The following is a 20,333-nucleotide window of genomic DNA, read 5'->3' as shown; positions in this document are numbered from 1 at the left end:
AAATGCCCAAAAACCCCTAATTTTCCGCAGAAAACCGGTTTCAGGCAGCATTTACGCCAGGAAAGTCGGTAAAACGTCTCAAGCCTTCAACTGGATACGCCCAGTCAAAGCGTGGGATAAATCCCACTGTTCTCAAAAACCATACACCAAAATTGGCCAAAAATAAAGCGGGGCAGCCGTCAGCACAGGGATGATCTGCCTGCAGACAAGCCAATCAGCGCTGTTTGACGGTTAATGAGGACCCGCAATTGAGCCTGATCGAGGGGCTAGTCGCCAGTGCCGGGCGCTTCGGTGAAGAATTTCTCGAACTTGCCTTCGACATTGAGGAAATCGTCCGCGTCAGCCGGGGCGTCCTTCTTGACCGTGATATTGGGCCAAGTGGCCGCAAATTTGGCGTTCACTTCCAGCCATTTCTCAAGGCCGGACTCGGTGTCGGGCTTGATGGCTTCTGCCGGGCATTCCGGCTCGCACACGCCGCAGTCAATGCACTCGTCCGGGTCGATGACGAGCATGTTCTCGCCTTCGTAGAAGCAGTCCACCGGGCAAACCTCGACGCAGTCGGTGTATTTGCACTTAATGCAGAGGTCGTTGACGATATAGGTCATTCGGTGGTGCTCCAGATGGTCGACGTGCAGGCCGGATGCCCGCCACGTAGGCCGCAGTCATAAATTTCCGCTGCGCTTATACGAATATGACGGGCAAGCCCGCAAGCCCCGTCTCCCCCTGTAAATGCCACATGGCTGCAGGTCTGTAATTCACAAAAAAGCGAGGGAATAGGGGCCTAACCCGCATCTTTCATATTGGCACCAGCTATTGCGCCTTCAACTCACGCAGTTTGGCGCGGGCGCGGCTGTCCGGCGCGGCGTCCGGGCTGGGGTTTACAGCCTTCGGCTTGTCTTTGCCTTTTGGCGGAGGCGGCGGGCTTTGGTCATCGTAAAGCGTGGCTGCAATGGTTGCGGATCCGCGCTTCTCCACAAAAGTCACCACCTCGATGACTCGGATGCGGTCGCCCAGGGGAAAGGTCAGGACGTCGCCGGGCCGCACCTGGTGGGCGGCTTTGGTGACACGGGTTCCGTTGACCCGCACTTTTCCGGTGCCAACAAAGCGCGCTGCGATGGACCGGGTCTTGAAGAACCGGGCGCACCACATCCAGCGATCAATACGCTGGCGGATGTCGTTGTCGTCTGACTTGCTGCCCAAATGCCCTAGCTCTTGGACTTGAGCTGGCTGAGCACAGCGAAGGGGCTGTCGGGATCAACCGGCTTGTCAGCGCGCGGCGGGCGGGCAGATGCATGGGCTGGCTTGCCCTGCTTCTTGCCGCCAGACTTGCCCTTGCCTTTTGGTCCACGGCCTTTCTGGTTGCGTGGGCCGCGGGGCTTGTCGTCGGCCTTTTCAGCATCCCCAGAGGACGCCTGTTTGCCTTTGCCTGTGCCGCGATTGCGGTTGGGTGCCGGGCGGCCCTTGCGGGCTGGACGCCAGAGAACAATTTCTTCCATGCCGTCATCTTCAGCAGATGTTTCACTGGTTGCTTCTGCGGTTTCAGGCGAGTCGCCGTCCGGCGTAGCTTCGGTTTCTGCTTCCGGGGCAGGGGGTACACTTGTCTCGGGTGTCGCCTCCGCCGGCGAATCTACCGCCGCCGGTGTATCTTCTATGGCTGATGTTTCTGGGACTGTCTCAGAAGGCTGCTGCGGCGGTGTTTCCGACGCCTGCTCGGCTGCGGGTGCTGACGGTTCCGATGTCGTTGCTTCTGCCTTGGTGTTCTGCTTGGCGTCCGCTTTCGCTTCAGGCTCCGGCATCTTCCGTACGCTGATTTTATGTGGTTTGAAGCCCAGTGATGCCAGTAGGCCATCAAAGACTTCACCGGAGCAGCCGACGAGGGACATCAGGTCGGCGTCGGCTGTAAAGCCTGCGCCGCCAAAGCCCTGACCCAGTTCAGCGCGGGCGGCGATCTTGGGGCGAATGGCGTCGGCCAGACGCTCAAGCATATCAAGACGCACCGCACGGGGGCCGCACACACGGAAGCCCAGTGCCGGATAGAAAAAGTCAGGCACACCTGCTTCAACGGCGGCGGATGTCAGGCCCGGCGCCGGGGGTGTCGGCAGATCAATTGTGCCGCCCTGTGCTTCCTGCACGCCATGGAGCAGCAGAATGAGATGGGCCGGTGCCGGCTTGAGCAGGGTAGGCATGAAGATCGAGAACGCACCAAAGCGTACGCCATGTTTGCGCAGCATCGCGCGATCCGGCTGGGCAAGGGACGTGATGTCTTCAGCGGCTTCATCGCGGCGGATGGCACCGAGTGCTTCCACGAGGCGGAAGGCAACGCCGCGTGCAATGCCGGTCACGTCTTCTGCATCGCGCAGTTTGATCAGCGGCTCGAGCACCTTGGCGATGTGTGCGGCAAGCCATGTGTCCATGCGCTGGATAACGGCCAGACGCTCAACGGCCTGCAGTTCTTCGCCGGTGATGATGTCTGTCTTAGGCGACAGGCGGTCAGCGCCAACGACGAGACGACCGACAGGGGCGTTCTCCCACATGATGCGGCCATGCTCTGTGAGTTCGAAAGCATCGTCAGCAGCGGCCACAAGACGCCGTGCGCGCTCTTCGATCTCGCCGGTCACAGCCTTGTCGGAGGCAGCGCGCAAGGCCTTGCCGTCCAGACCCTCAGCACGGGGGTCGGGGACAAAAACCAAACCTGCGAGGCGGCCGACGAATTCGCCCTCCACTATAACTTCGCCATCTGCGCTAACTGACGCCATTAAATCCTCTCTCAGCTGCAACCTTTTGAGCAGCATACTTGTCCGCCGGTCAATGAACTGCTGTGTAAGCCGTTCATGTAAAGCGTCCGACAGCCTATCTTCTATTGCCCGGGTGACGCCCTGCCAATACGCAGGATCACTTAACCAGTCCGCGCGGTTTGCCACATATGTCCACGTGCGTATATGCGCCAGTCGCGACGCCAGTGTGTCGATGTCGCCATCGGTGCGATCTGTACGCTTGGTCTGGGTGGAAAACCAGTCCTCCGGGATGACACCAGCAGACCCTCCGTCGGTCCGCATCAAGTGGCCATAGATGTTCGACAGCAGGCTCGCATGCTCGTCAATCATCACCTTGCGGAAATCTGGCACTTGCGCCACTTCCCACAGCCTGGTCACCGCTTCGGTGCCTTTGGCCATTGGCTGCACACGTTCATCACGCGCCATCAGGGCAAGAGCGGCTGCATCAGTTGCATGGCGGGCACGCATCAGGCCGCGCGCCGGTGGCGGTGTCTCAAGGCTTTTGAACAAGGTTTCGACCGAGGAGAAGTCCATGGCCGCGTTGCGCCACATGAGCATGCGCACGGCCTCGAAGCGGTGCTCCTCGATTTCCTCGACCTGCTCATTGTCCAGCGGCAGGGCGTCTGCGGTGACGCCGAACGTGCCGTCATTCATGTAGCGTCCGGCACGCCCGGCGATCTGGCCGATCTCCGCAGCGCTCAGGGAGCGATGACGCTGGCCGTCGAATTTTTCAAGACTGGCAAAGGCCACATGGTCCACGTCCATGTTGAGGCCCATGCCGATGGCGTCGGTGGCGACGATGAAATCCACATCCCCAGACTGATAAAGCGCCACCTGGGCGTTGCGCGTGCGCGGGCTCAGGGCACCCATGACCACGGCTGCCCCGCCTCTGTGGCGCCGGATCAACTCGGCGATGGCGTAGACTTGGTCTGATGAGAACGCGACCACGGCGGACCGGCGCGGCAGGCGGGTGATCTTTTTGGGGCCTGCATAGGACAGTTCTGAAAAACGTGGCCGTTGTTCGAAGCGACAGTTTTTGACCAGATCGCGAATGCGGCCCTTGATGGTGTCAGACCCTAGAAACAGCGTCTCGAGTTCACCGCGCATATGCATCAGGCGGTTGGTGAAGACGTGCCCGCGTTCTGGATCCGCCGCCAGCTGGATTTCATCAATGGCGACAAAGTCGACGGTGATGCCGGTCGGCATGGATTCAACCGTCGTGACCCAATAGCGCGGGTTATCGGGAATGATTTTTTCTTCGCCGGTGATGAGGGCTACGTTCTGCGCCCCGGCGCTCACCTTCACACGGTCATAGACCTCGCGCGCAAGCAGCCGCAGCGGCAGGCCGATCATGCCGGTCTCGTGGCCAAGCATGCGTTCAATGGCGAGGTGGGTCTTGCCGGTATTGGTTGGCCCCAGCAGCGCCCACACGCGTGCATCCGCATCCACGCGCGGTGCGATGGAAGATAGATTAGTTCGTATAGAGTGAGAATAACGGCGCGGCATTTCGAGCGAACAATTGCGGTTTAGTTCCGCTAACGCAAGGATGTCGCGCCGTTGATTGACTACTTTTGTATGCCTGTCAGTGATTCAGCGTGTGCAGCCAGCACAAGCCTTTCCGCGTCGCTGCCCAAGCCATCAAAGGCATCAAGCAGCCTTACGATGGCACTGGCATAAGTCGGTGTCCGGTTATCTACGACCCTCTTGCGAGCTGTCACGGGTATTTCTTCGATCGATTTCGGCAGTCTCGTGGGCTGTTGGTCGTTCATGGGTTGGTCCCTTTTTATTTTGCCATTTGCGATCTGAACCTCGTTGGATTGTGGATCGCTACTTCCCCTCCAAGCGGCGACCTAGGGCAGCCTCGCCGATAAGCCAGAAAAAAGTTGTGGAAATATGTGCTTGCGAGAGGTCAGCATCTGCGCCGTTCGACGGCCCAATTAATTTTTGGGATCAAGCCGTGAACGAAGCGGGTCCGAATCGCTGACTCCGCCTGATTCCGGGTTCGTTCACGGCAATATGTGGTGGGCACCGGGGATGTGGACCATAGGTATACGCACCTGGTGCGCGTGTTTTGAGGCAGCCTCTTAACTGCCATTCGCTGTGAGTGAATCAGGCAGCCCGGGTTGCCTGAGGGGTGGGTGCTGGTGTGCGCATAGCGGTAAACGCGGCTTCATCGACCGGGGCCCAGTCATAGCGTTTCGCCAGCTTCTTGAGGGCGGCCTGAAAGGTCGGGCTGTCCACATAATTGGCGTGGCGGGGACTTTCGATGAAGCGGATGCCGCCAGACAGATCCGGGTCGGTTGTTGTTTCCTGGCGGAACTGTTCTGCGCGGGCAGGAGCCCGATCCCGGTCCTGGATGGCATTGGCGATGCAGTTGGCCATCTCGTCATAGAGGAAGTAGCCGCCGGAATTGGTTTCCTCAAACCCCATGGCGTAGAAACCGGGCAGGTCGCGACCAAAGACCGTCAGATAAAGGTCGGGACGTCCGGCGCGAAACGGAACGGCACCTTCTGCGAGATAGGGCATCGAATAATTGTAGCCGGTCGCGTAGACGATCACGTCCAGTTCTTCGCGGCTGCCGTCCTTGAAGACAACGCTGCGCCCGTCAAAGCGCTCCATGTCCGGCTTTGCTTGGATGTTGCCGTGTCCCAGATGGTGCAGCAGCTCTGAATTCACGATCGGGTGGCTTTCGAACACCTTGTGGTCGGGCTGCGGTAGCCCATAGCGGGTGACGTCACCTATCAGTAGACGGAGCATTTTTCCCATCACCCATTGCTGGATCGGCATGGGCAGCTTGGGGCCGCCATGGGCAAAGACATCTGCCGGCATGCCGAAGATATGCTTGGGGATGAAGTGGTAGCCGCGCCGCACGCTGATGAAAGCCTTGTCCGCATGGATGGCCGCGTCACATGCGATGTCACAGCCCGAGTTGCCCGCGCCGACGACCATGACGCGCTTGCCACGGAACTTGTCAGGGCTGGCATAGTCCACCGCATGGATGGCGTCGCCGGAAAACGTGCCGGGGTAGGATGGTCGGTTGGGGTGCCAGTTTGTGCCGGTGGCAACAATCAGATTGGCGAATGACTTTGTTTCGCCGCTTGTGAGCTTGATGGTCCATCCACCTTTGCCGTCGGGCGTCGCTGACTCAACGCCGGTATTGAAGCGGATGGCGTCACGCAGGCCGTACTGGTCTGCAAAGTGGTGCACGTAGTCGAGAATTTCCTTACCGGACGGATAGTCAGGGTATTCCTCGGGCATCGGGCAGTCGGTGAAGGCTGACTGGGTCTTGGAGGAAATGAAGTGGGCACTGTCATAAAGCGGCGTGCCGGGATTTTGTGCGTCCCACAATCCACCCACATCGCTGTGCCGCTCAAACTGCTCATAAGGCACGCCATAGCGCTTGAGGGCACGGGCCGCTGCGAGGCCGCCGGGGCCGGCGCCGATGATGCAGGTCGATGACAGGGACATGGGGTTCTCCAGGCTGACGGTGCGATTAATATGAGGATTCCTCATATTTACAATTGTTGTCAACTGCGGCATCACTTGCATCATGGCCAAGGACACACCCCGCCCCGACCCGCTCACGGTGCGCCAACCCAAACAGGCGCGCAGCAAAGCGCGGCTTGAAGCTATTCTGGATGCCGCCGAAGGGTTGATTGCGGTGGATGGGATGGCGCATCTGACCATGAGCAATGTGGCATCCCGGGCAAAGATCTCAATCGGGTCGCTGTACCAGTATGTCCCAACACCGCAGGCCCTGCTGCGTGCGCTGGCCGATCGTTTTCTGAGTGAGTGGCGGCGCGACATCGAGCGGTTCATGTCCCGCGCCACGACACCTCAAGAACTGTCTGACGCCATCGCGCATATCCTGTGGCGTATCTACGGCACCATGAAAGAACGCCCGCAGTTGCGCGAAATCTGGGCGCATATGCAAGCGGACCGGGAGCTGGCCGCGCTCGATCTGGAGGACAGCCGCCGCAACGTGGACTGGATCGTGGATGCCATGGTGCGGGTGGGCGCGGTTGATGATGATGACAGGGCAAGGGTCGTGGCAGATGTCCTGCTGATCACACACCTTTCCGGCAGTGCCATTCAGATGGCGACCGGCCTTGATGACGATGAAGGCACACAAATCGTTCGCGCCTATGTGGAGACTTCCGCAGCGCGCGCGGGGCTTCCAGCGCCATCAAGCTTTCCCCCTGTCGGCTCTGCTACCTGAAACACGTGCAATCGCGTCAATCAGCGCGTTAAACTTCCTGTGAAAAAGCTACTCAGGAAGGACTGACCCCATGGATTTCAATATTCCACGAGAGATCACTGATTATCTTGCTGTGCTCGATGATTTCATCGAGAAGGAAATCAAGCCGCTGCAGGAGCAGGACGACAACAACCGTTTCTTTGACCATCGCCGCGAACATGCGCGCACGGACTGGGACAATCAGGGCTTGCCGCGCCATGAGTGGGAAGAGTTGCTGGGCGAAATGCGCAAGCGTGCGGACGCTGCCGGGCATCTGCGCTACGCGCTGCCGAAGGAATATGGTGGTCAGGACGGCACCAATCTGGGCATGGCGGTGATCCGCGAACATCTCGCGGCCAAGGGCCTTGGTCTGCACAATGACTTGCAGAATGAAAGCTCCATCGTCGGCAACTTTCCGACGGTCCTGATGTTCCGTGACTTTGGGACAGAAGAGCAAAAAGCCAAATACATGGAAGGCTCCCTCAAGGGGGATGTCCGCGTTGCCTTTGGACTGACCGAACCTGACCACGGGTCTGATGCGACCTGGATGGAGACTGTGGCCAAGCCTGAAACCCGCGATGGCGTGGATGGCTATCTCATCAATGGCATGAAGATGTGGAACACGGGTGTGCATGTGGCGACCCATGACTTTGTGTTTGCGCGCACCTCAGGGGATGACGGGTCAGCCATTGGCATCACCTGTTTCATCGTGCCGATGGATGCACCGGGCGTGAACATTGAAGAGTATCTATGGACCTTCAACATGCCGACAGACCATCCGCGCATTGCGTTCAAGGATGTGTGGGTTCCAGCTGAGGACAATCTCGGCGGTATTGATCATGGCCTGCAGTTGGCTCAGCACTTTGTGCATGAGAACCGTATTCGCCAGGCTGCATCCAGCGTTGGTGCGGCACAGTTCTGCGTCAACGAAAGCGTGCAATACGCCAAAGACAGAAAACCCTTCGGCAAGCCGCTTGCCACCAATCAGGCAATCCAGTTTCCCCTTGTTGAGCTGCACACGGATTGTGAAATGATCCGGACGCTGGTCCACAAGACGGCCTGGCAGATGGACCAGATGTCGAAGCAGGATGTGGCGCGGCAGCTGTCAGACAAAGTGTCCATGTGTAACTACCGCGCCAACCGTCTGGTCTGTCAGGCGGCAGATACGGCGATGCAGGTGCATGGTGGCATTGGCTATTCGCGGCACAAACCGTTTGAGCATATCTACCGGCATCATCGTCGCTACCGGATTACCGAAGGGGCTGAAGAAATTCAGATCCGCAAGGTCGGTGGGCACATGTTTGGTTATATCGGCAAGTCGGGCGGCAAGCGTCCGGAGGCTGTGACCAAGTAGCACGACACGCGTTCTACTGTGCGGCGACCTGGGCCTGATCATCTGTATGTTGGTCAGGCCCTTCGCGTGTCGTGCGCCAGGCTGGCATGCGGACGGTCACAGTAGTGCCGACGCCTGGTTCGCTTTCAAGGATCAGCGTGCCGCCATGGATCTCGGCCAGAGACTTCGTGATCGGGAGACCCAGGCCGGTACCACCGTGGCTGCGCGCCATGGGACCTTCTGCCTGGCCGAAAGGTTCCATCACTTTTGCGATCAGGTGCGGTTCAATGCCGATGCCGGTATCCGTCACGCTGAGGATGAGATCGTGATCGTCTGCAAGGCGAGCTGAAAGGGTCACGTCGCCACCGGCGGGTGTGAACTTCGTCGCGTTGGACAGGAGGTTCAGCATGATCTGTTTGACAGCGCGCTCATCCACATAGGCTTGCGGAATGTTGTCCGCAATATCGATGACGAGCGTCACCTGGTTCTCCTGGGCCCGGGGGCGCACAAGATCAGCAGACCACCTGGCCAGGATCTTGAGGTCGGACCATGTCTCGTCGATCTCGAACTGACCGGCCTCGATTTTCGAGATGTCCAGAATGTCGTTGATCAACTCAAGCAGGTGCCGGCCACTGGAGTGAATATCGCCGATATACTCGATGTATTCCGGTGTGCCGATGGGCCCGAACATTTCTTCGCGGATCATCTCCGAAAAGCCGATGATGGCGTTGAGCGGTGTGCGTAGCTCATGGCTCATATTGGCCAGGAACTGGCTCTTGGAGTGGTTGGCAATTTCCGCCGTGCGCAAGGCTTCGGCCAGACGCTGTTCAGCACGACGGCGTTCGATGGCAACAGCAGCAAGCTTTGCGGCGCCATTGATAAAAGTCAGATCGCTATCGCTTGGAGCGCGAGGGGTGCGGTAGATCATGGCAACAGAGCCAAGCACACGACCGTCTCGGGACTTGACGGGGAAGGACCACACCGCGCCGATTTCCATTTTGGCAACGAGGTCCTGGCGATCGGCGAAGATGGGGTGGTTGGATGTGTCTGTAACGATCACCGGTTCGCCGGTTGAGGCGGCAATCCCGCACGGCCCTGATTCCTCATTTGCCAGCATGCCATCGAAGATATCTTTGTAGAGCGGCGGCAACGAGGGAGCAGAGCCATAGCGCAATGTGCTTTCCTCATCGAGGAGCAGAATGGAGGCGCGCATGCCTGGCTTTTGCTCCTCCATGGCGCTGGTCAATTCGGACAGGACCTCCGGCATGGTGGTGCCGGTTGCGAGCTTCTCAAGAACACTGAGGTGCATCTTGAGCTCACTGTCGGCACTCATGCGTGCGGTGGCGTCACGGACGTTCAGCACCATGCCATTGACGCTTTCGTCATGCAGCATGTTGCGGGCGGTGGTCTCAATCCAGATCTTGCGACCGGAGAATGTTTCTGCCCAGCCCGACATGCTCGCCGTGTTCCCAGCTTTGGCGAGCAAAGTTCCCAACGCATCCTGGACTTCAGGACGGAACTCAGGGGTTGCCAGATGATCGACCCGATACCCGATGAGTTGTTCTGGTGTCGCATCAAACATGCGCGCAACGGTCTCGGTGGCAAACTGAATACGGCCGTCGTCGGAAATGATGCCGATGCCATCAAAGGCATGATCAACCAGGGCGCGGAACCTGCGCTCGCTGATGGTCAACTGACTATTGGCGGCTTCTGCTTCCTTCAAGGCGCTATCGGACTGCGCCTTGGCTTTTGCGAGATCGCGAATGAGATCGTCATGTTCCAGCCTCAGCGAGATGGCGGACTCGCCCTGGGCGATGACCTGCTTGGTTACTGCAAGCATGAAGAGGTAGACCAGAACGACGAGGGCACCGACGCCCAGATAAATGGATTCATTGGACTGCAGGCATGCTGTGACGATCGCGCCGGTGATCGGCATGGTGCAGGCGAGATAGATGCGCCACTCATAGGCTGTTGTGGCTGTCGCGACGGACAGATGCGCCACAAACAGGAGCAGCAAAAAGAAATCCTGTGACGCGTTGTCCGGGGACCAGAAGATCAACAGCATTGCCGACCAGACAATGTTGGCGTTCAGATATCTGACGGTCAGCGATGTGGTGAGCTTTTTTGCGTCCGAGGAGAGGCGCCCGGAATAGTAGCGAAACGCGAAGACCGCGATCTCTATCCACACGCAGATAACGGCCAGCATCCACAAGCCGATGGTTGTTGAGGACACGTGGGTTTCCAGGGTTGCCAGCACCAGGACGGCAATCAATGGGAAAAGCAGAGGCAGACCGCGATGATTGCTCATGATGCGGTTGAACATGGCAAGCTTCACGGCATCGCCGTGGCCCGCAGATTGCGCGCCTCCGGAATGTAGCTTGTCCAGCCTTAGTGCTTCGGGCCTTTGTCCCACGCCAGTCTCCTTGCCGGTCTGCGCCCCAAACGCGGATCCGGACTGGCAAGTATGGCGGTAACACGTAAATTGCACGCTAACGGCGAAAGGCCTTGCAAACTGCCAATTTGCAGCCGAGCGGCGGGATATTCGCTACTGGGCAGGCTGCAGGCTGGCCTGGTTGAGCACTTTGCCGCCCATGGTCACCGAGGTGAGGTGGGCCACTGCAGTGCCCCAATCGCTTTGCAGTTTCATGCGGACCGGGATGACGACATCAGAGTCTTCGTTGGGCCGTTTGAACTCAGCCATCCACAGCTCGATGGGTGGTGTCGGATTTTTTGCCTGTTCCAGTTTCCACTCGCGGGTTTGGCCCGCAAGCGGCAGGTAGCGCAAATTGCACTTGATGGCGTTGCCGGTAAAAAACGACTCGTCCACGGGGCTCAGGATCTCTGTTCCCTTGCGCGAATAGGCCAGCGCAAACACGCGACGGCCGTCAAACACGCGGACTTTTTCGGTGCACGTTGTATTTGCGGGGCGCAGAGCCGAGTAGAGGCTGGCAGTCAGAGGGTCCACGGTGCCGTCCGCGAGGCCGGACCGCAGGGCCGCGGCCTGATGTGGTTCAAGCTCCGGCTCGGCTGTCACATCAAACGTGCCGTCTGTCGCGCGCGTCATCTCCAGTTCACGCACACCAAACCGCGTGTCGGAGAAGTTGCGGAAGCTTTTGGGTGTCGGCCCATCGCTTGTAAGTGCGCCCACGGCACTCGATTCAAAACGGGCTCTGATGAGACTGTCGGCAATGCCTGATGATTGGCCCTTAGTGGAAATCTCATAAGCCTCATTGGAGAGCGTCGCACTGGTTTCCACAGTCGCAAGGTGGAACCCGGCTGCGTAAAACTCATACACCAGTGTGATGGGCTCAATGGTGCTGCTGGTCTCCGCAATGACCGGCAGTTCGGATTGCGCTTCAGGTTCTGCACCCGGCTGTGTGGCGGCTGCGAGCGGCGCTGATAGCAGCGCGCTTGCGAGTGCAGCAGATGCCAGGATACGCGTGCCGGTCACAGTGCCAGGCATTTGTCGGGTGGCCAGAACAGATGCTCGGTCTGAGCGTTCAGTGTCCCGCGTTGCAAAAGTCCACGCCATGGATCTCTCCCGTACCAGTCGCTATGGCTGCCAAAAGGCGGCAACACGTGGAGATGGGGGTCAGGATAGACGCCCCATATCTTTAGTCTTCGCGAATGGCCGTGCTTCGGATCACCGCACCACCATAAGGCGTGGGGGCAATAATGCGGACGGGCACAAGGAATCCGGCAGATTCCATGGGTGCGAGCCAGACTTCGACCTTTTGCGGGTCTTCCTTCAACTCGGTCATTGCCTTGGCACTATAGCCTGCAACCGGGGTCAACCGCCCTTCACATTTATGCGCGGGGCCGGAATAGCCTTCATCTGCCTCAATGGTGGTCTCGCCGCCATAGGCAACGGTGATGTCAAACCGGCGCCACCCGTCGAAAACGGGCACAGTTGTGCCGCAAGGCGTCGCGCCGCCAGACGCTGCCAGAGCCAGCAGGGCACTGACCGGGTCGAGGGCGCCCTTCTTGTGGAAATCCGACAGTGTGCCGGGCTTCTTCTGGGGGGGAGGCAGGGCCAGCACGCTTGCGGGGCCCGTCTCGTTGAAAGTGATCTGAAGCTGGCTCGACTGGCCACCTGCGTTCACATAGTCAGACGTGAAAATCTGAGGTTTGACAGATTTGTCTTCCTGCGCGCCTGCCGCGAAGAGCGTCAGCGTTGCATCTTCCGTGGCGCCGGCGACTTCTTCGGTCTTGATCTGTGTTTCAAGCTGATAGCGCTGTGGGTCCACGTCTGCGGCCAGGGACATGGTGCCGATCTTGGCCCCACCGACATACATCACGTAGTCGATGGTGACCGCGGCCTGTGCCGTCATTGGCATCAGCCCACCTGTCAGCACGGCTGCTATCGCTAGTGCTCGCATTATCAAACCTCGTGTGAGTCTGGGCGCGTGTCCTCGCCAAGCGTGCTGGACGCTGAAGCGCTTACCTGCCGGAGCGCAGGCATAGCGCGGTTGAGTGTCGGTTTTACAGCCTAATCCGGCCTGGCGGTGTATCTTATTGGCCGGACAAGGCTGCCTGGCTTGGATTTGCCTTGGAAACGGTGAATCGCGTGCTGCGGGCCACCATGCGGCCAATCGGCGTCGAAACTTCAATTCGGGCGGGTACCAGAGCATCCGCGCCTTCAACCGGTACGAGCCAGACCGTGATAGGCATCGGGTCCTGGCGCATTTCACGAATGGACTTGCGCTTGTAGCCGGCGATCGGCCGCAGATAGGCCTCACAGCGCACAGCGGGGCCTGAGTAGCCCTTGCGATCCTCAAGCGGGCTCATGCGCTCAAACGACATGACGAAGTCGTAGCGGCGGCGACCGTCATAAACGGGAATGCGCCGGTTGCAGGCTTCTGCCGACGGTGTCGCCACGGGAACGATCATGGCGGACAGCGGATCAATGGAGTTCTTCAGGTGGCGGGCCGTCGCGGTCACGCGGGCTGAATTGTCATAGGCGGGCTGGGCGGCCACCAGGGGAAGGCCGTTGGGCCCATAGGTCATGTCGACCTGCTGCTTGTCGTCGTCGCTGTGGCTGAAGGAATAGTACTTTGCGGTCTGCATCTGTTTGCTGCCGCGGGTGCCTTCGGTCTTGAGGTTGTAGACAGTCTTGAACAGGTGATCGGTGATGCCCTCGGTCCGGATCGTGCTGCTTGCGGAGTAGCTGGTCGTTCCAAGCTTTGCCTGCATGGTGATCGAGCCAAAGTTCAGGCCGCCCAGGCTTGCATCCATGTGGATGTCGACATGGGTCGTCTGGCCTGGATCAGCAGGGGCTGAAGCGGGTGTCGGGTTTGTTGCGGCCGACGCCGGCGCCGCCATGGCAATGGCTGCAACACCGAGCGTGGCAAAGGCTGTCAGAATCGCAATCAGATGGAGGGGTACCGGGCGCCTTTTGGGTGCTTTCGCGGCTGGTTGTTCCATGTCCACTTCAGGAAAAACGGCTTGATTGCTTGTCATTTTATGCCCTCCACCAGAATTTGAGTGCTGTCCTGGCTGTCAGCTTTTGTTGTGTTGCCTTCAGGCGGCTATGGGGAGCATTAGGGGATTTGCCGGGTGAACCGTTCCTGAACGGAAGGGGCCTTGCTGCAAATGTCGGTTTTTGAGCCTCAAACGCGCTCAAATCAGCGTCAAACGGGCTTCATGGGCTTGACGCAAAGGGCATCGCGGCCCTATACCCGCGCCTCTTATTCGATGTGAAACATGAATTCAGGAGGTGGGCATGGCTCGCCGCTGCGAACTTACGGGCAAGGGTGTCCTTACGGGCAACAATGTCAGCCACGCGGTCAACAAGACCCGCCGTCGCTTTCTGCCAAATCTCTGCAACGTGACGCTGTCAAGCGACGTGCTCGGCCGGTCAGTGAAGGTGCGCGCCAGTGCTGCAGCGCTTCGCTCCGTTGAGCACAAGGGTGGCCTTGATGCCTTCCTTGCCGGCTCCCGCGAAGAAAACCTGTCGCTGAACCTTCAGCGCATGCGTCGCGAGATTGTCAAAGCGCAGGCAGCTGCTGCGGCCTAACCGGCCTCACGCATTTCAGTAGCAAAACTGATTAAGGGTCCGCTTCTGTTGGGAGGCGGGCCCTTTTTCATGCCTGATTTGCAGGCTTCTCCCAGAGATTCTACTCTTTGTCGGCAATCAGATCGCGGACCTTTTTTGGCCGAATACCTGATCTGATGGGGTATGATCAGGTCAATTGGGGTCGTCGGGGGCGTGCCATTTGGGGTGGCACCACATGGCATGGCGTCTGCATCGTCTTCCACCAAATCATTTTGGTAACTGACGCGCGGAGAGCAGCAATGGTCATGGCAGAAGGTCGTTTTCATGAATCTATGGACCAAAAGCCGAGTGTAATGGCTGAGTTTATGCGTTTTTTGGGGTATCTGATGCTTCCAACGGTGCTGCTTGTTGCAGCGGCTGTTGCGGGCTTTTTGGACCGTTCCACGCCAGTGTCGCTGTTTGGGTCGCTTTCCTTCACCGGTCTGCGTTTTGACCCGGGATCCTGGTTCAGCATAGGACATGTCTGGGTCTTTGCGCTGTTCATGGTTGTTAACCTCACAGGACGCCGACACGGCGCGTCAGTGGCCTTTGCAGCCGTTGCTGCAGCGGGTGCTCTTCTCGCGCTTGTGTGGGCCTATGCGGCCTATGGCGATGCCCACATCATCATGCCGGCGGACATGATTGCCGCCCTTGGCAACCAGACCATGGTGCTGGCTGTAGCCCTTTCCGTCATGGTGGGTCTGCTGGTGAACATTGTGGTGTTTGATCTGGTACGCGGCCGCCCTTGGTGGAAAGCACCTTTGCTGGCACCGCTGTTTGGCGGCGCTGCGATGGTAGCGCTGTTTCACGGGCTGGCAGGCGATGCGCTTGCGGGCACATATGCAGACAAGGTCGTATCGCACTTCGTGATCGTGGTGCTGGCAACGCTGTTGATGCTGGTCGTCTATCACGCCCTGCGGTCGATCATTCAGCCACGGTCCGGGTACGGCGGGGCCTAGTTCGGCGTCGCGCCCTCGTGCAACTCAAACATGAGCAATAGAGTCCGCTGCAGCGGATTGAAGTTGTCGTCTGAAACCACATACACAAACGTTCTGCCATCCGGCGCCGTCCGGATGGAGATACCCTCCATATTGTCCACCGTCTGACCTGCCGTTGAGCGATAGAGGATGTCTCCGTCCAGCGGAGCGCCCTCCTCAAGCGCGTCGGCTTTGATGCGCCGGATCTGTGCGCCGACACCGCCAAGGGTGCTGAAGCGTCTCTCCAGCGTCAGGAGGTCGCCCGAGGGCAGTAGCGCGATGTCCGTGAGATCAAAGGGGGCAATGCGCCTGAGGCTAACCTCGGCCGTTGCCGCACTGCTGACCCTCCAGCCTTTGATCTGGTCCTCGGCGACCATCGTGCCTTCAGTCATCGCAAGCAGGGATCCATCCGGCAGACTTGCGAGCGCCTCAAGGCCCTTGTTGTTCACAGCGTCCTTCAGGTCGGGGCTGATGATGATCGGCTGCGCCGTCGCTTCAAAGCCGTCGGTTGATACATCGTAGGCCCATACGCGGTGGTTGCGCTCGAAAGAGACCGCGATGCGTCCGTCCGCCAGAAGTGTCATAGCTTCGGCGTCGCCCTGACGCTTGTTGCCTGCGACCGACTGGCCGTCAGGGTCTAGCATAGGCGCGAGCGTCAGGCTCCCAATGCCTGAAAGCGTATTGGCTTCGTACATCAGCGACGCCGTCAACCAGTAGCCCGTGTCAGTGATCGCCATCAGGCTGCTGCCATCAGCGCTGACGATCAGACCGGAGATGCCGCCGAACGCATTGTCATCAGACCTCACCACCAATCCGCCGCGATAGGACAATGTGCTGTCGCCAGCGGGCGCGCGCAGGGTGTCGTCTGCGTCGGAGGGATTGAGCGCCAGCTGACCAAACGAAACGGGCGACGTGGCCGCGCCGGCATTTGCATCTGACGCAAGATCGTCCGCCTGCGCGCAGGCAGGCAGAAACGCTGCCATCAGCACCAGAAAGGGAGCTGCACGACAGAGGCTCATGGGCATGGGGTGTTCCTGATTACTTAGCCGCAGGTGCCGCCTTGGGCACTGCTTTAGGTGGGGCTTTGGGCGTTGGCACGGTCTGTGGTGGTACCTTGGGCATGCCGTCGGACCGGCGCGGGGCCTTCATGGCCTTGGGGTCGTCTTCAAATAGCTCGGCCAGCTTTTCGGTCATGGCACCGCCCAGCTGTTCGGCATCCACAATGGTGACGGCGCGCTTGTAGTAGCGCGTGACGTCATGGCCGATGCCGATGGCGATCAGTTCAACGGGCGACTTGGTTTCAATCTGCTCGATGACCTCACGCAGGTGACGCTCAAGATAGTTGCCGGAGTTCACGGACAGAGTGCTGTCATCCACAGGTGCGCCATCAGAGATGACCATCAGGATGCGGCGCTGCTCCGGGCGGGCCAGCAGGCGATTATGCGCCCAGATGAGGGCTTCGCCGTCGATGTTTTCCTTCAGCAGGCCTTCGCGCATCATCAAGCCGAGATTGCGCCGTGCGCGCCGCCAGGGGGCGTCAGCAGCCTTGTAGATGATGTGGCGCAGGTCATTCAGGCGACCCGGCGAGGCAGGCTTGCCGGCGGAGAGCCAGTGCTCGCGGGACTGGCCGCCCTTCCAGGCGCGCGTCGTAAAGCCGAGAATTTCAGTTTTGACCGAGCACCGTTCGAGCGTGCGCGCGAGAATATCTGCACACATGGCCGCAACCGTGATCGGACGACCGCGCATGGAGCCTGAATTGTCCAGCAGCAGGGTCACAACCGTGTCGCGGAAGTTCATGTCCTTTTCAATCTTGAAGGACAGGGGATGCATGGGGTCGATGACGATGCGGCTCAGGCGCGCTGCATCCAGCATGCCTTCCTCAAGGTCAAACTCCCATGTGCGGTTCTGCTTGGCCTGCAGGCGGCGCTGCAGGCGGTTGGCGAGGCGTCCAACGACGCCCTGCATCTGCTGCAGCTGCTGATCGAGATACTGGCGCAGGCGGCCAAGCTCCTCGGTGTCGCACAGGTCTTCGGCTGAAATCACTTCGTCATTGGCCGCAGAATATACCTTGTAGCCGACACCGCGATTGTTGTCGGCGGTGCCGTCCGGGCGCCATGGCTGCTGGCCCTCCGAGCTGTCATCCGGCTCGCCTTCAACCTGCTGGTCTTCGGCCTCCACCTCAACGGCCTGTTCTTCGCCGTCTTCCTGCTCGCCGTCAGCCATCTCAAGCTGTTCAGCGGACATGCCTTCGGCCTGCTCGGCTTCGCCGCCCTCGACATTTTCCTCGCCGGGGGCGTCACCGTCTTCGTTGTCGTCGCTGTCTTCGTCGGATTGATCGGGCGTGTCGCCGAGTTCATCCGCCATGTCGAGGTCAGCAATGATGTCGCGCGTGGCGCGGGCGAACGCTTCCTGGTCGTGGCAGAGGTCGTTCAGCTTGGCCAAGTCTTCGCCGGCCTTTTCCTCGACCCACGGCCGCCACATGTCGACCATGTTGCGGGCGGCGTCGGGTGGCTGTGCGCCGGTCAGCTGTTCGCGCACCAGCATGCTCACCACTTCTTCAATGGGAGCATCCACGCGGTCGGTGATGGTTGAAAAGCCGCGCTTGTCGCATTTGTCTTCAAGGGCTGCCGTCAGATTGTTGGCGACACCCTTCATGGCGTTGGCGCCGAGGGCCTCAACGCGTGCGGTTTCGGCCGCTTCAAATACTGCGCGGGCGGTGCCGCCGGTTGGCAGAAGCTGCTGATGTGTCCCGTCATCATGGTGAGCGATGCGCAGGGCTATCGAGTCAGCAGAGCCACGACAATTAGCGACTTCTCCATCGGGCAGCTCACGGCTTGGCAGGGGCAGGCGCACATTGGTGCCGCGCAGGCTGGCAGGCTCAGTGCCGAAATTCACCGTCAGGTCGTCGCGGCCCGCTATGGAGCGCAACGCCTGGGTTACTGCCCTCTTGAAGGGCTCGACCGGATTTTCCTTGGTGTTCGACACGGAATGCCTGCTGGTTTGCGGACTGCTTTATGCCGTCGGCGTTATGCGATTTGAAGGTTGGCTGCGGACTGAGGCAGTTCCTCGCCAAAGCAGCGCTGATAGAACTCGGCCACAGTGGCGCGTTCCAGCTCATCGCACTTGTTGAGGAAGGTCACTTGGAATCCAAAGCCAACATCATGGAAAATTTCCGCGTTCTCAGCCCATGTAAGCACCGTACGCGGGCTCATCACGGTTGAGATGTCGCCATTCATGAAGGCGTTACGCGTCAGGTCCGCAACGCGCACCATGGCCGCAACGGTCTTCTTGCCTTCTTCGGTCTGGTAATGCTTGGCCTTCGCCACCACGATGTCCGTCTCACGGTCATGATCCAGATAATTCAGGGTCGTGACGATGTTCCAGCGGTCCATCTGGCCCTGGTTGATCTGCTGCGTGCCGTGATAGAGGCCCGACGTATCGCCCAGACCAATGGTGTTGGTGGTGGAGAACAGGCGGAAGGAGTCATGCGGGCGCATGACCTTGTTCTGATCGAGCAGCGTCAGCTTGCCGGAAACTTCCAGAATACGCTGGATCACAAACATCACGTCCGGACGCCCGGCGTCATACTCGTCAAACACGAGTGCGACGGGGTGCTGAAGCGCCCATGGCAGAATGCCTTCGCGGAATTCGGTGACCTGCTTGCCGTCCTTGAGAACGATGGCGTCCTTGCCGACGAGATCAATACGGCTGACATGGCTGTCGAGGTTGATGCGGATGCACGGCCAGTTCAGACGTGCCGCTACCTGCTCGATGTGGGTGGATTTCCCGGTGCCGTGATAGCCCTGAACCATGACGCGGCGGTTGTGAGCAAAGCCCGCAAGGATCGCCAGCGTGGTTTCCTTGTTGAAGAGGTAGTCCTCGTCCAGATCAGGCACGTAGTCGCTGCGCTCCTTGAAGGCAGGGACCATCAGATCTGTCTCGAAGCCGAATACTTCTTTGGCGGACACTTCAGTGTCTGGACCGTGGGTCGGCATATTTCCGGTAGTGGTTTCCGTCATGGGACTAGCAACTGCTCTTCTTCAACAACATTGAATGTGGCGGTTGCCACACACGCGGGACCGCGCCTGGGGTGATCCCCCGCGCGGAAAGTGATTTGTCCGGGCGATTGTCTCAACCCGGAAGGGTTTAAGGCAACATATTGACCGGTCAGCGCCAATAGCACATCCGAAATAGCGGCTATGCATGCGACCCATGTATTTGCGTATCTGCAACATGGGCAAATGGCGTCCAGAACGCGCGGCACTCTAGCAAAATCTTGAGGCCCGCTGGAACCCACCTTGCGGGTTAGAGGTAACCTGTTGATTTCAGGTAGTTGTAGGCCTCAAGGACGCTACGGAAACGGTCCTCTGTGGACCGGTCACCCCCATTGGCATCGGGGTGATGCTTTTTGACCAACCGCTTGTACTTAGCCTTGATCTCGTTCGCAGTGGCCTCTCCGTCAAGGCCTAGCGTGGCAAGGGCCTTACCTTCCTTGGGGCGCAGGCGGCGGCGAGCCTTGCCGTCGGTCTTTGTGGTGCCGCCATCAACAGCGAATCCATGGGGGTCATATACGGTCGGGTCGGCCTCTGATCCGACAAAGCCGAACTTGCTGGCCGCAGCCGCGCCCCGGTTGGAGCCGATGCTCCAGGTCGGGCGGTGGCCGGTTGAAGCTTCTTTCTGGAACCGCCGGACATCAGCGTCCGTCATGCCCTCAAAATAGTTCCAGGACTTGTTGAATTCCTTGATGTGCTCCGCGCACAGCCAACGGTAGCGGCGGGCATCGCCCGTTGAGGCTTTGTCCGTTGGGGCTTTGTGCTTGCCTTCCTTGTCGCAGTTTGGCCACGCGCAGTCGTGTTTGCGGGCGCGTCGGGCGGCTGCAGCCTCCTCGGCCGCATTGCGCGAGCGGGGTGGCACCTTGACGAAGTCTTTGTATTTGTCCCAGGAACTCATGATCTGATTATGTAAACCCATCGGTCAG

17 protein-coding genes are annotated in these 20,333 nt (G+C 59.4%); 4 read left to right on the top strand and 13 right to left on the bottom strand.

The features are described from left to right. Positions 1 to 266 precede the first annotated feature (266 nt). The 5 genes from fdxA to BN1012_RS12855 all read right to left on the bottom strand — a co-directional run bounded on the left by fdxA (position 267) and on the right by BN1012_RS12855 (position 6,242). Entirely contained in the window at positions 267 to 605 is a 339-nt protein-coding gene (gene fdxA / locus BN1012_RS12875) for a ferredoxin FdxA (RefSeq protein ID WP_043949912.1), read from the bottom strand. A 205-nt stretch (positions 606 to 810) separates the two neighbouring features. After that, positions 811 to 1,200 carry an RNA-binding S4 domain-containing protein gene (locus BN1012_RS12870; RefSeq protein WP_063958505.1) on the bottom strand — a complete coding sequence of 130 codons (390 nt, stop codon included), beginning with the start codon at positions 1,198 to 1,200 and terminating at the stop codon, positions 811 to 813. Positions 1,201 to 1,205: 5 nt separating this feature from the next. Further along, positions 1,206 to 4,223, bottom strand: a complete 3,018-nt coding sequence (locus BN1012_RS12865; RefSeq protein WP_320408860.1) for a helicase-related protein — start codon at positions 4,221 to 4,223, stop codon at positions 1,206 to 1,208. Between the two features lie 116 nt (positions 4,224 to 4,339). Then, positions 4,340 to 4,543, bottom strand: a complete 204-nt coding sequence (locus tag BN1012_RS12860) for a hypothetical protein (protein ID WP_043949911.1) — start codon at positions 4,541 to 4,543, stop codon at positions 4,340 to 4,342. A gap of 340 nt (positions 4,544 to 4,883) precedes the next feature. Continuing rightward, positions 4,884 to 6,242 carry a flavin-containing monooxygenase gene (locus BN1012_RS12855; protein WP_052535272.1) on the bottom strand — a complete coding sequence of 453 codons (1,359 nt, stop codon included), beginning with the start codon at positions 6,240 to 6,242 and terminating at the stop codon, positions 4,884 to 4,886. 82 nt (positions 6,243 to 6,324) lie between these two features. Here BN1012_RS12855 and BN1012_RS12850 point away from each other — a divergent pair, with 82 nt between their 5' ends. Both BN1012_RS12850 and BN1012_RS12845 read left to right on the top strand, forming a co-directional pair. Continuing rightward, positions 6,325 to 6,993 carry a TetR/AcrR family transcriptional regulator gene (locus BN1012_RS12850; RefSeq protein ID WP_052535269.1) on the top strand — a complete coding sequence of 223 codons (669 nt, stop codon included), beginning with the start codon at positions 6,325 to 6,327 and terminating at the stop codon, positions 6,991 to 6,993. Between the two features lie 70 nt (positions 6,994 to 7,063). Continuing rightward, positions 7,064 to 8,365 carry an acyl-CoA dehydrogenase family protein gene (locus tag BN1012_RS12845; protein WP_043949910.1) on the top strand — a complete coding sequence of 434 codons (1,302 nt, stop codon included), beginning with the start codon at positions 7,064 to 7,066 and terminating at the stop codon, positions 8,363 to 8,365. Between the two features lie 13 nt (positions 8,366 to 8,378). Here BN1012_RS12845 and BN1012_RS17030 read toward each other — a convergent pair whose 3' ends face one another. The 4 genes from BN1012_RS17030 to BN1012_RS12825 form a co-directional block, all read right to left on the bottom strand. After that, a complete protein-coding gene (locus tag BN1012_RS17030; protein WP_145973469.1) occupies positions 8,379 to 10,757 on the bottom strand; it encodes a GAF domain-containing sensor histidine kinase in 2,379 nt (792 codons plus the stop codon). Between the two features lie 132 nt (positions 10,758 to 10,889). Next, positions 10,890 to 11,876, bottom strand: coding sequence for a DUF3108 domain-containing protein (locus BN1012_RS12835; RefSeq protein ID WP_043949909.1), 987 nt, complete (start codon positions 11,874 to 11,876; stop codon positions 10,890 to 10,892). 82 nt (positions 11,877 to 11,958) lie between these two features. Then, entirely contained in the window at positions 11,959 to 12,723 is a 765-nt protein-coding gene (locus BN1012_RS12830) for a DUF3108 domain-containing protein (RefSeq protein ID WP_171815969.1), read from the bottom strand. 133 nt (positions 12,724 to 12,856) lie between these two features. Further along, entirely contained in the window at positions 12,857 to 13,804 is a 948-nt protein-coding gene (locus tag BN1012_RS12825; RefSeq protein ID WP_043949907.1) for a DUF3108 domain-containing protein, read from the bottom strand. Positions 13,805 to 14,066: 262 nt separating this feature from the next. Between BN1012_RS12825 and rpmB the strand changes: the two genes are divergently transcribed. Continuing rightward, positions 14,067 to 14,360, top strand: a complete 294-nt coding sequence (rpmB, locus tag BN1012_RS12820) for a 50S ribosomal protein L28 (protein ID WP_043949906.1) — start codon at positions 14,067 to 14,069, stop codon at positions 14,358 to 14,360. 332 nt (positions 14,361 to 14,692) lie between these two features. Continuing rightward, positions 14,693 to 15,337, top strand: coding sequence for a hypothetical protein (locus BN1012_RS12815; RefSeq protein WP_145973468.1), 645 nt, complete (start codon positions 14,693 to 14,695; stop codon positions 15,335 to 15,337). On the opposite strand, the gene BN1012_RS12810 is transcribed toward BN1012_RS12815, so the two are convergent. From BN1012_RS12810 to BN1012_RS12795, 4 genes are all read right to left on the bottom strand, one after another. Further along, a complete protein-coding gene (locus BN1012_RS12810) occupies positions 15,334 to 16,374 on the bottom strand; it encodes an esterase-like activity of phytase family protein (protein WP_043949904.1) in 1,041 nt (346 codons plus the stop codon). The genes BN1012_RS12815 and BN1012_RS12810 overlap by 4 nt on opposite strands. Before the next feature lie 19 nt (positions 16,375 to 16,393). Continuing rightward, positions 16,394 to 18,340 carry a cobaltochelatase subunit CobT gene (gene cobT / locus BN1012_RS12805; RefSeq protein ID WP_043949903.1) on the bottom strand — a complete coding sequence of 649 codons (1,947 nt, stop codon included), beginning with the start codon at positions 18,338 to 18,340 and terminating at the stop codon, positions 16,394 to 16,396. Positions 18,341 to 18,381: 41 nt separating this feature from the next. Continuing rightward, entirely contained in the window at positions 18,382 to 19,374 is a 993-nt protein-coding gene (cobS, locus tag BN1012_RS12800; protein ID WP_043949902.1) for a cobaltochelatase subunit CobS, read from the bottom strand. A gap of 286 nt (positions 19,375 to 19,660) precedes the next feature. Then, positions 19,661 to 20,305: a J domain-containing protein gene (locus BN1012_RS12795; protein ID WP_043949901.1), complete on the bottom strand. Its 645-nt coding sequence runs from the start codon at positions 20,303 to 20,305 to the stop codon at positions 19,661 to 19,663. Positions 20,306 to 20,333 lie beyond the last annotated feature (28 nt).

The sequence above is a fragment of the Candidatus Phaeomarinobacter ectocarpi genome (assembly GCF_000689395.1).
GTDB classification, from domain to species: domain Bacteria; phylum Pseudomonadota; class Alphaproteobacteria; order CGMCC-115125; family CGMCC-115125; genus Pyruvatibacter; species Pyruvatibacter ectocarpi.
The sequence above is the reverse complement of the archived record's forward strand: the minus strand, read 5'-3'. Positions and strand labels throughout refer to the sequence as shown.

Bases quoted from the DNA above. Each gene is read 5' to 3' on its own strand.
- fdxA (WP_043949912.1), bottom strand. From the start codon at position 605: ATGACCTATATCGTCAACGACCTCTGCATTAAGTGCAAATACACCGAC.
- BN1012_RS12860 (WP_043949911.1), bottom strand. From the start codon at position 4,543: ATGAACGACCAACAGCCCACGAGACTGCCGAAATCGATCGAAGAAATA.
- BN1012_RS12855 (WP_052535272.1), bottom strand. From the start codon at position 6,242: ATGTCCCTGTCATCGACCTGCATCATCGGCGCCGGCCCCGGCGGCCTC.
- BN1012_RS12850 (WP_052535269.1), top strand. From the start codon at position 6,325: ATGGCCAAGGACACACCCCGCCCCGACCCGCTCACGGTGCGCCAACCC.
- BN1012_RS12845 (WP_043949910.1), top strand. From the start codon at position 7,064: ATGGATTTCAATATTCCACGAGAGATCACTGATTATCTTGCTGTGCTC.
- BN1012_RS12835 (WP_043949909.1), bottom strand. From the start codon at position 11,876: ATGGCGTGGACTTTTGCAACGCGGGACACTGAACGCTCAGACCGAGCA.
- BN1012_RS12830 (WP_171815969.1), bottom strand. From the start codon at position 12,723: ATGCGAGCACTAGCGATAGCAGCCGTGCTGACAGGTGGGCTGATGCCA.
- BN1012_RS12825 (WP_043949907.1), bottom strand. From the start codon at position 13,804: ATGACAAGCAATCAAGCCGTTTTTCCTGAAGTGGACATGGAACAACCA.
- rpmB (WP_043949906.1), top strand. From the start codon at position 14,067: ATGGCTCGCCGCTGCGAACTTACGGGCAAGGGTGTCCTTACGGGCAAC.
- BN1012_RS12815 (WP_145973468.1), top strand. From the start codon at position 14,693: ATGGCTGAGTTTATGCGTTTTTTGGGGTATCTGATGCTTCCAACGGTG.
- BN1012_RS12810 (WP_043949904.1), bottom strand. From the start codon at position 16,374: ATGAGCCTCTGTCGTGCAGCTCCCTTTCTGGTGCTGATGGCAGCGTTT.
- cobS (WP_043949902.1), bottom strand. From the start codon at position 19,374: ATGACGGAAACCACTACCGGAAATATGCCGACCCACGGTCCAGACACT.
- BN1012_RS12795 (WP_043949901.1), bottom strand. From the start codon at position 20,305: ATGAGTTCCTGGGACAAATACAAAGACTTCGTCAAGGTGCCACCCCGC.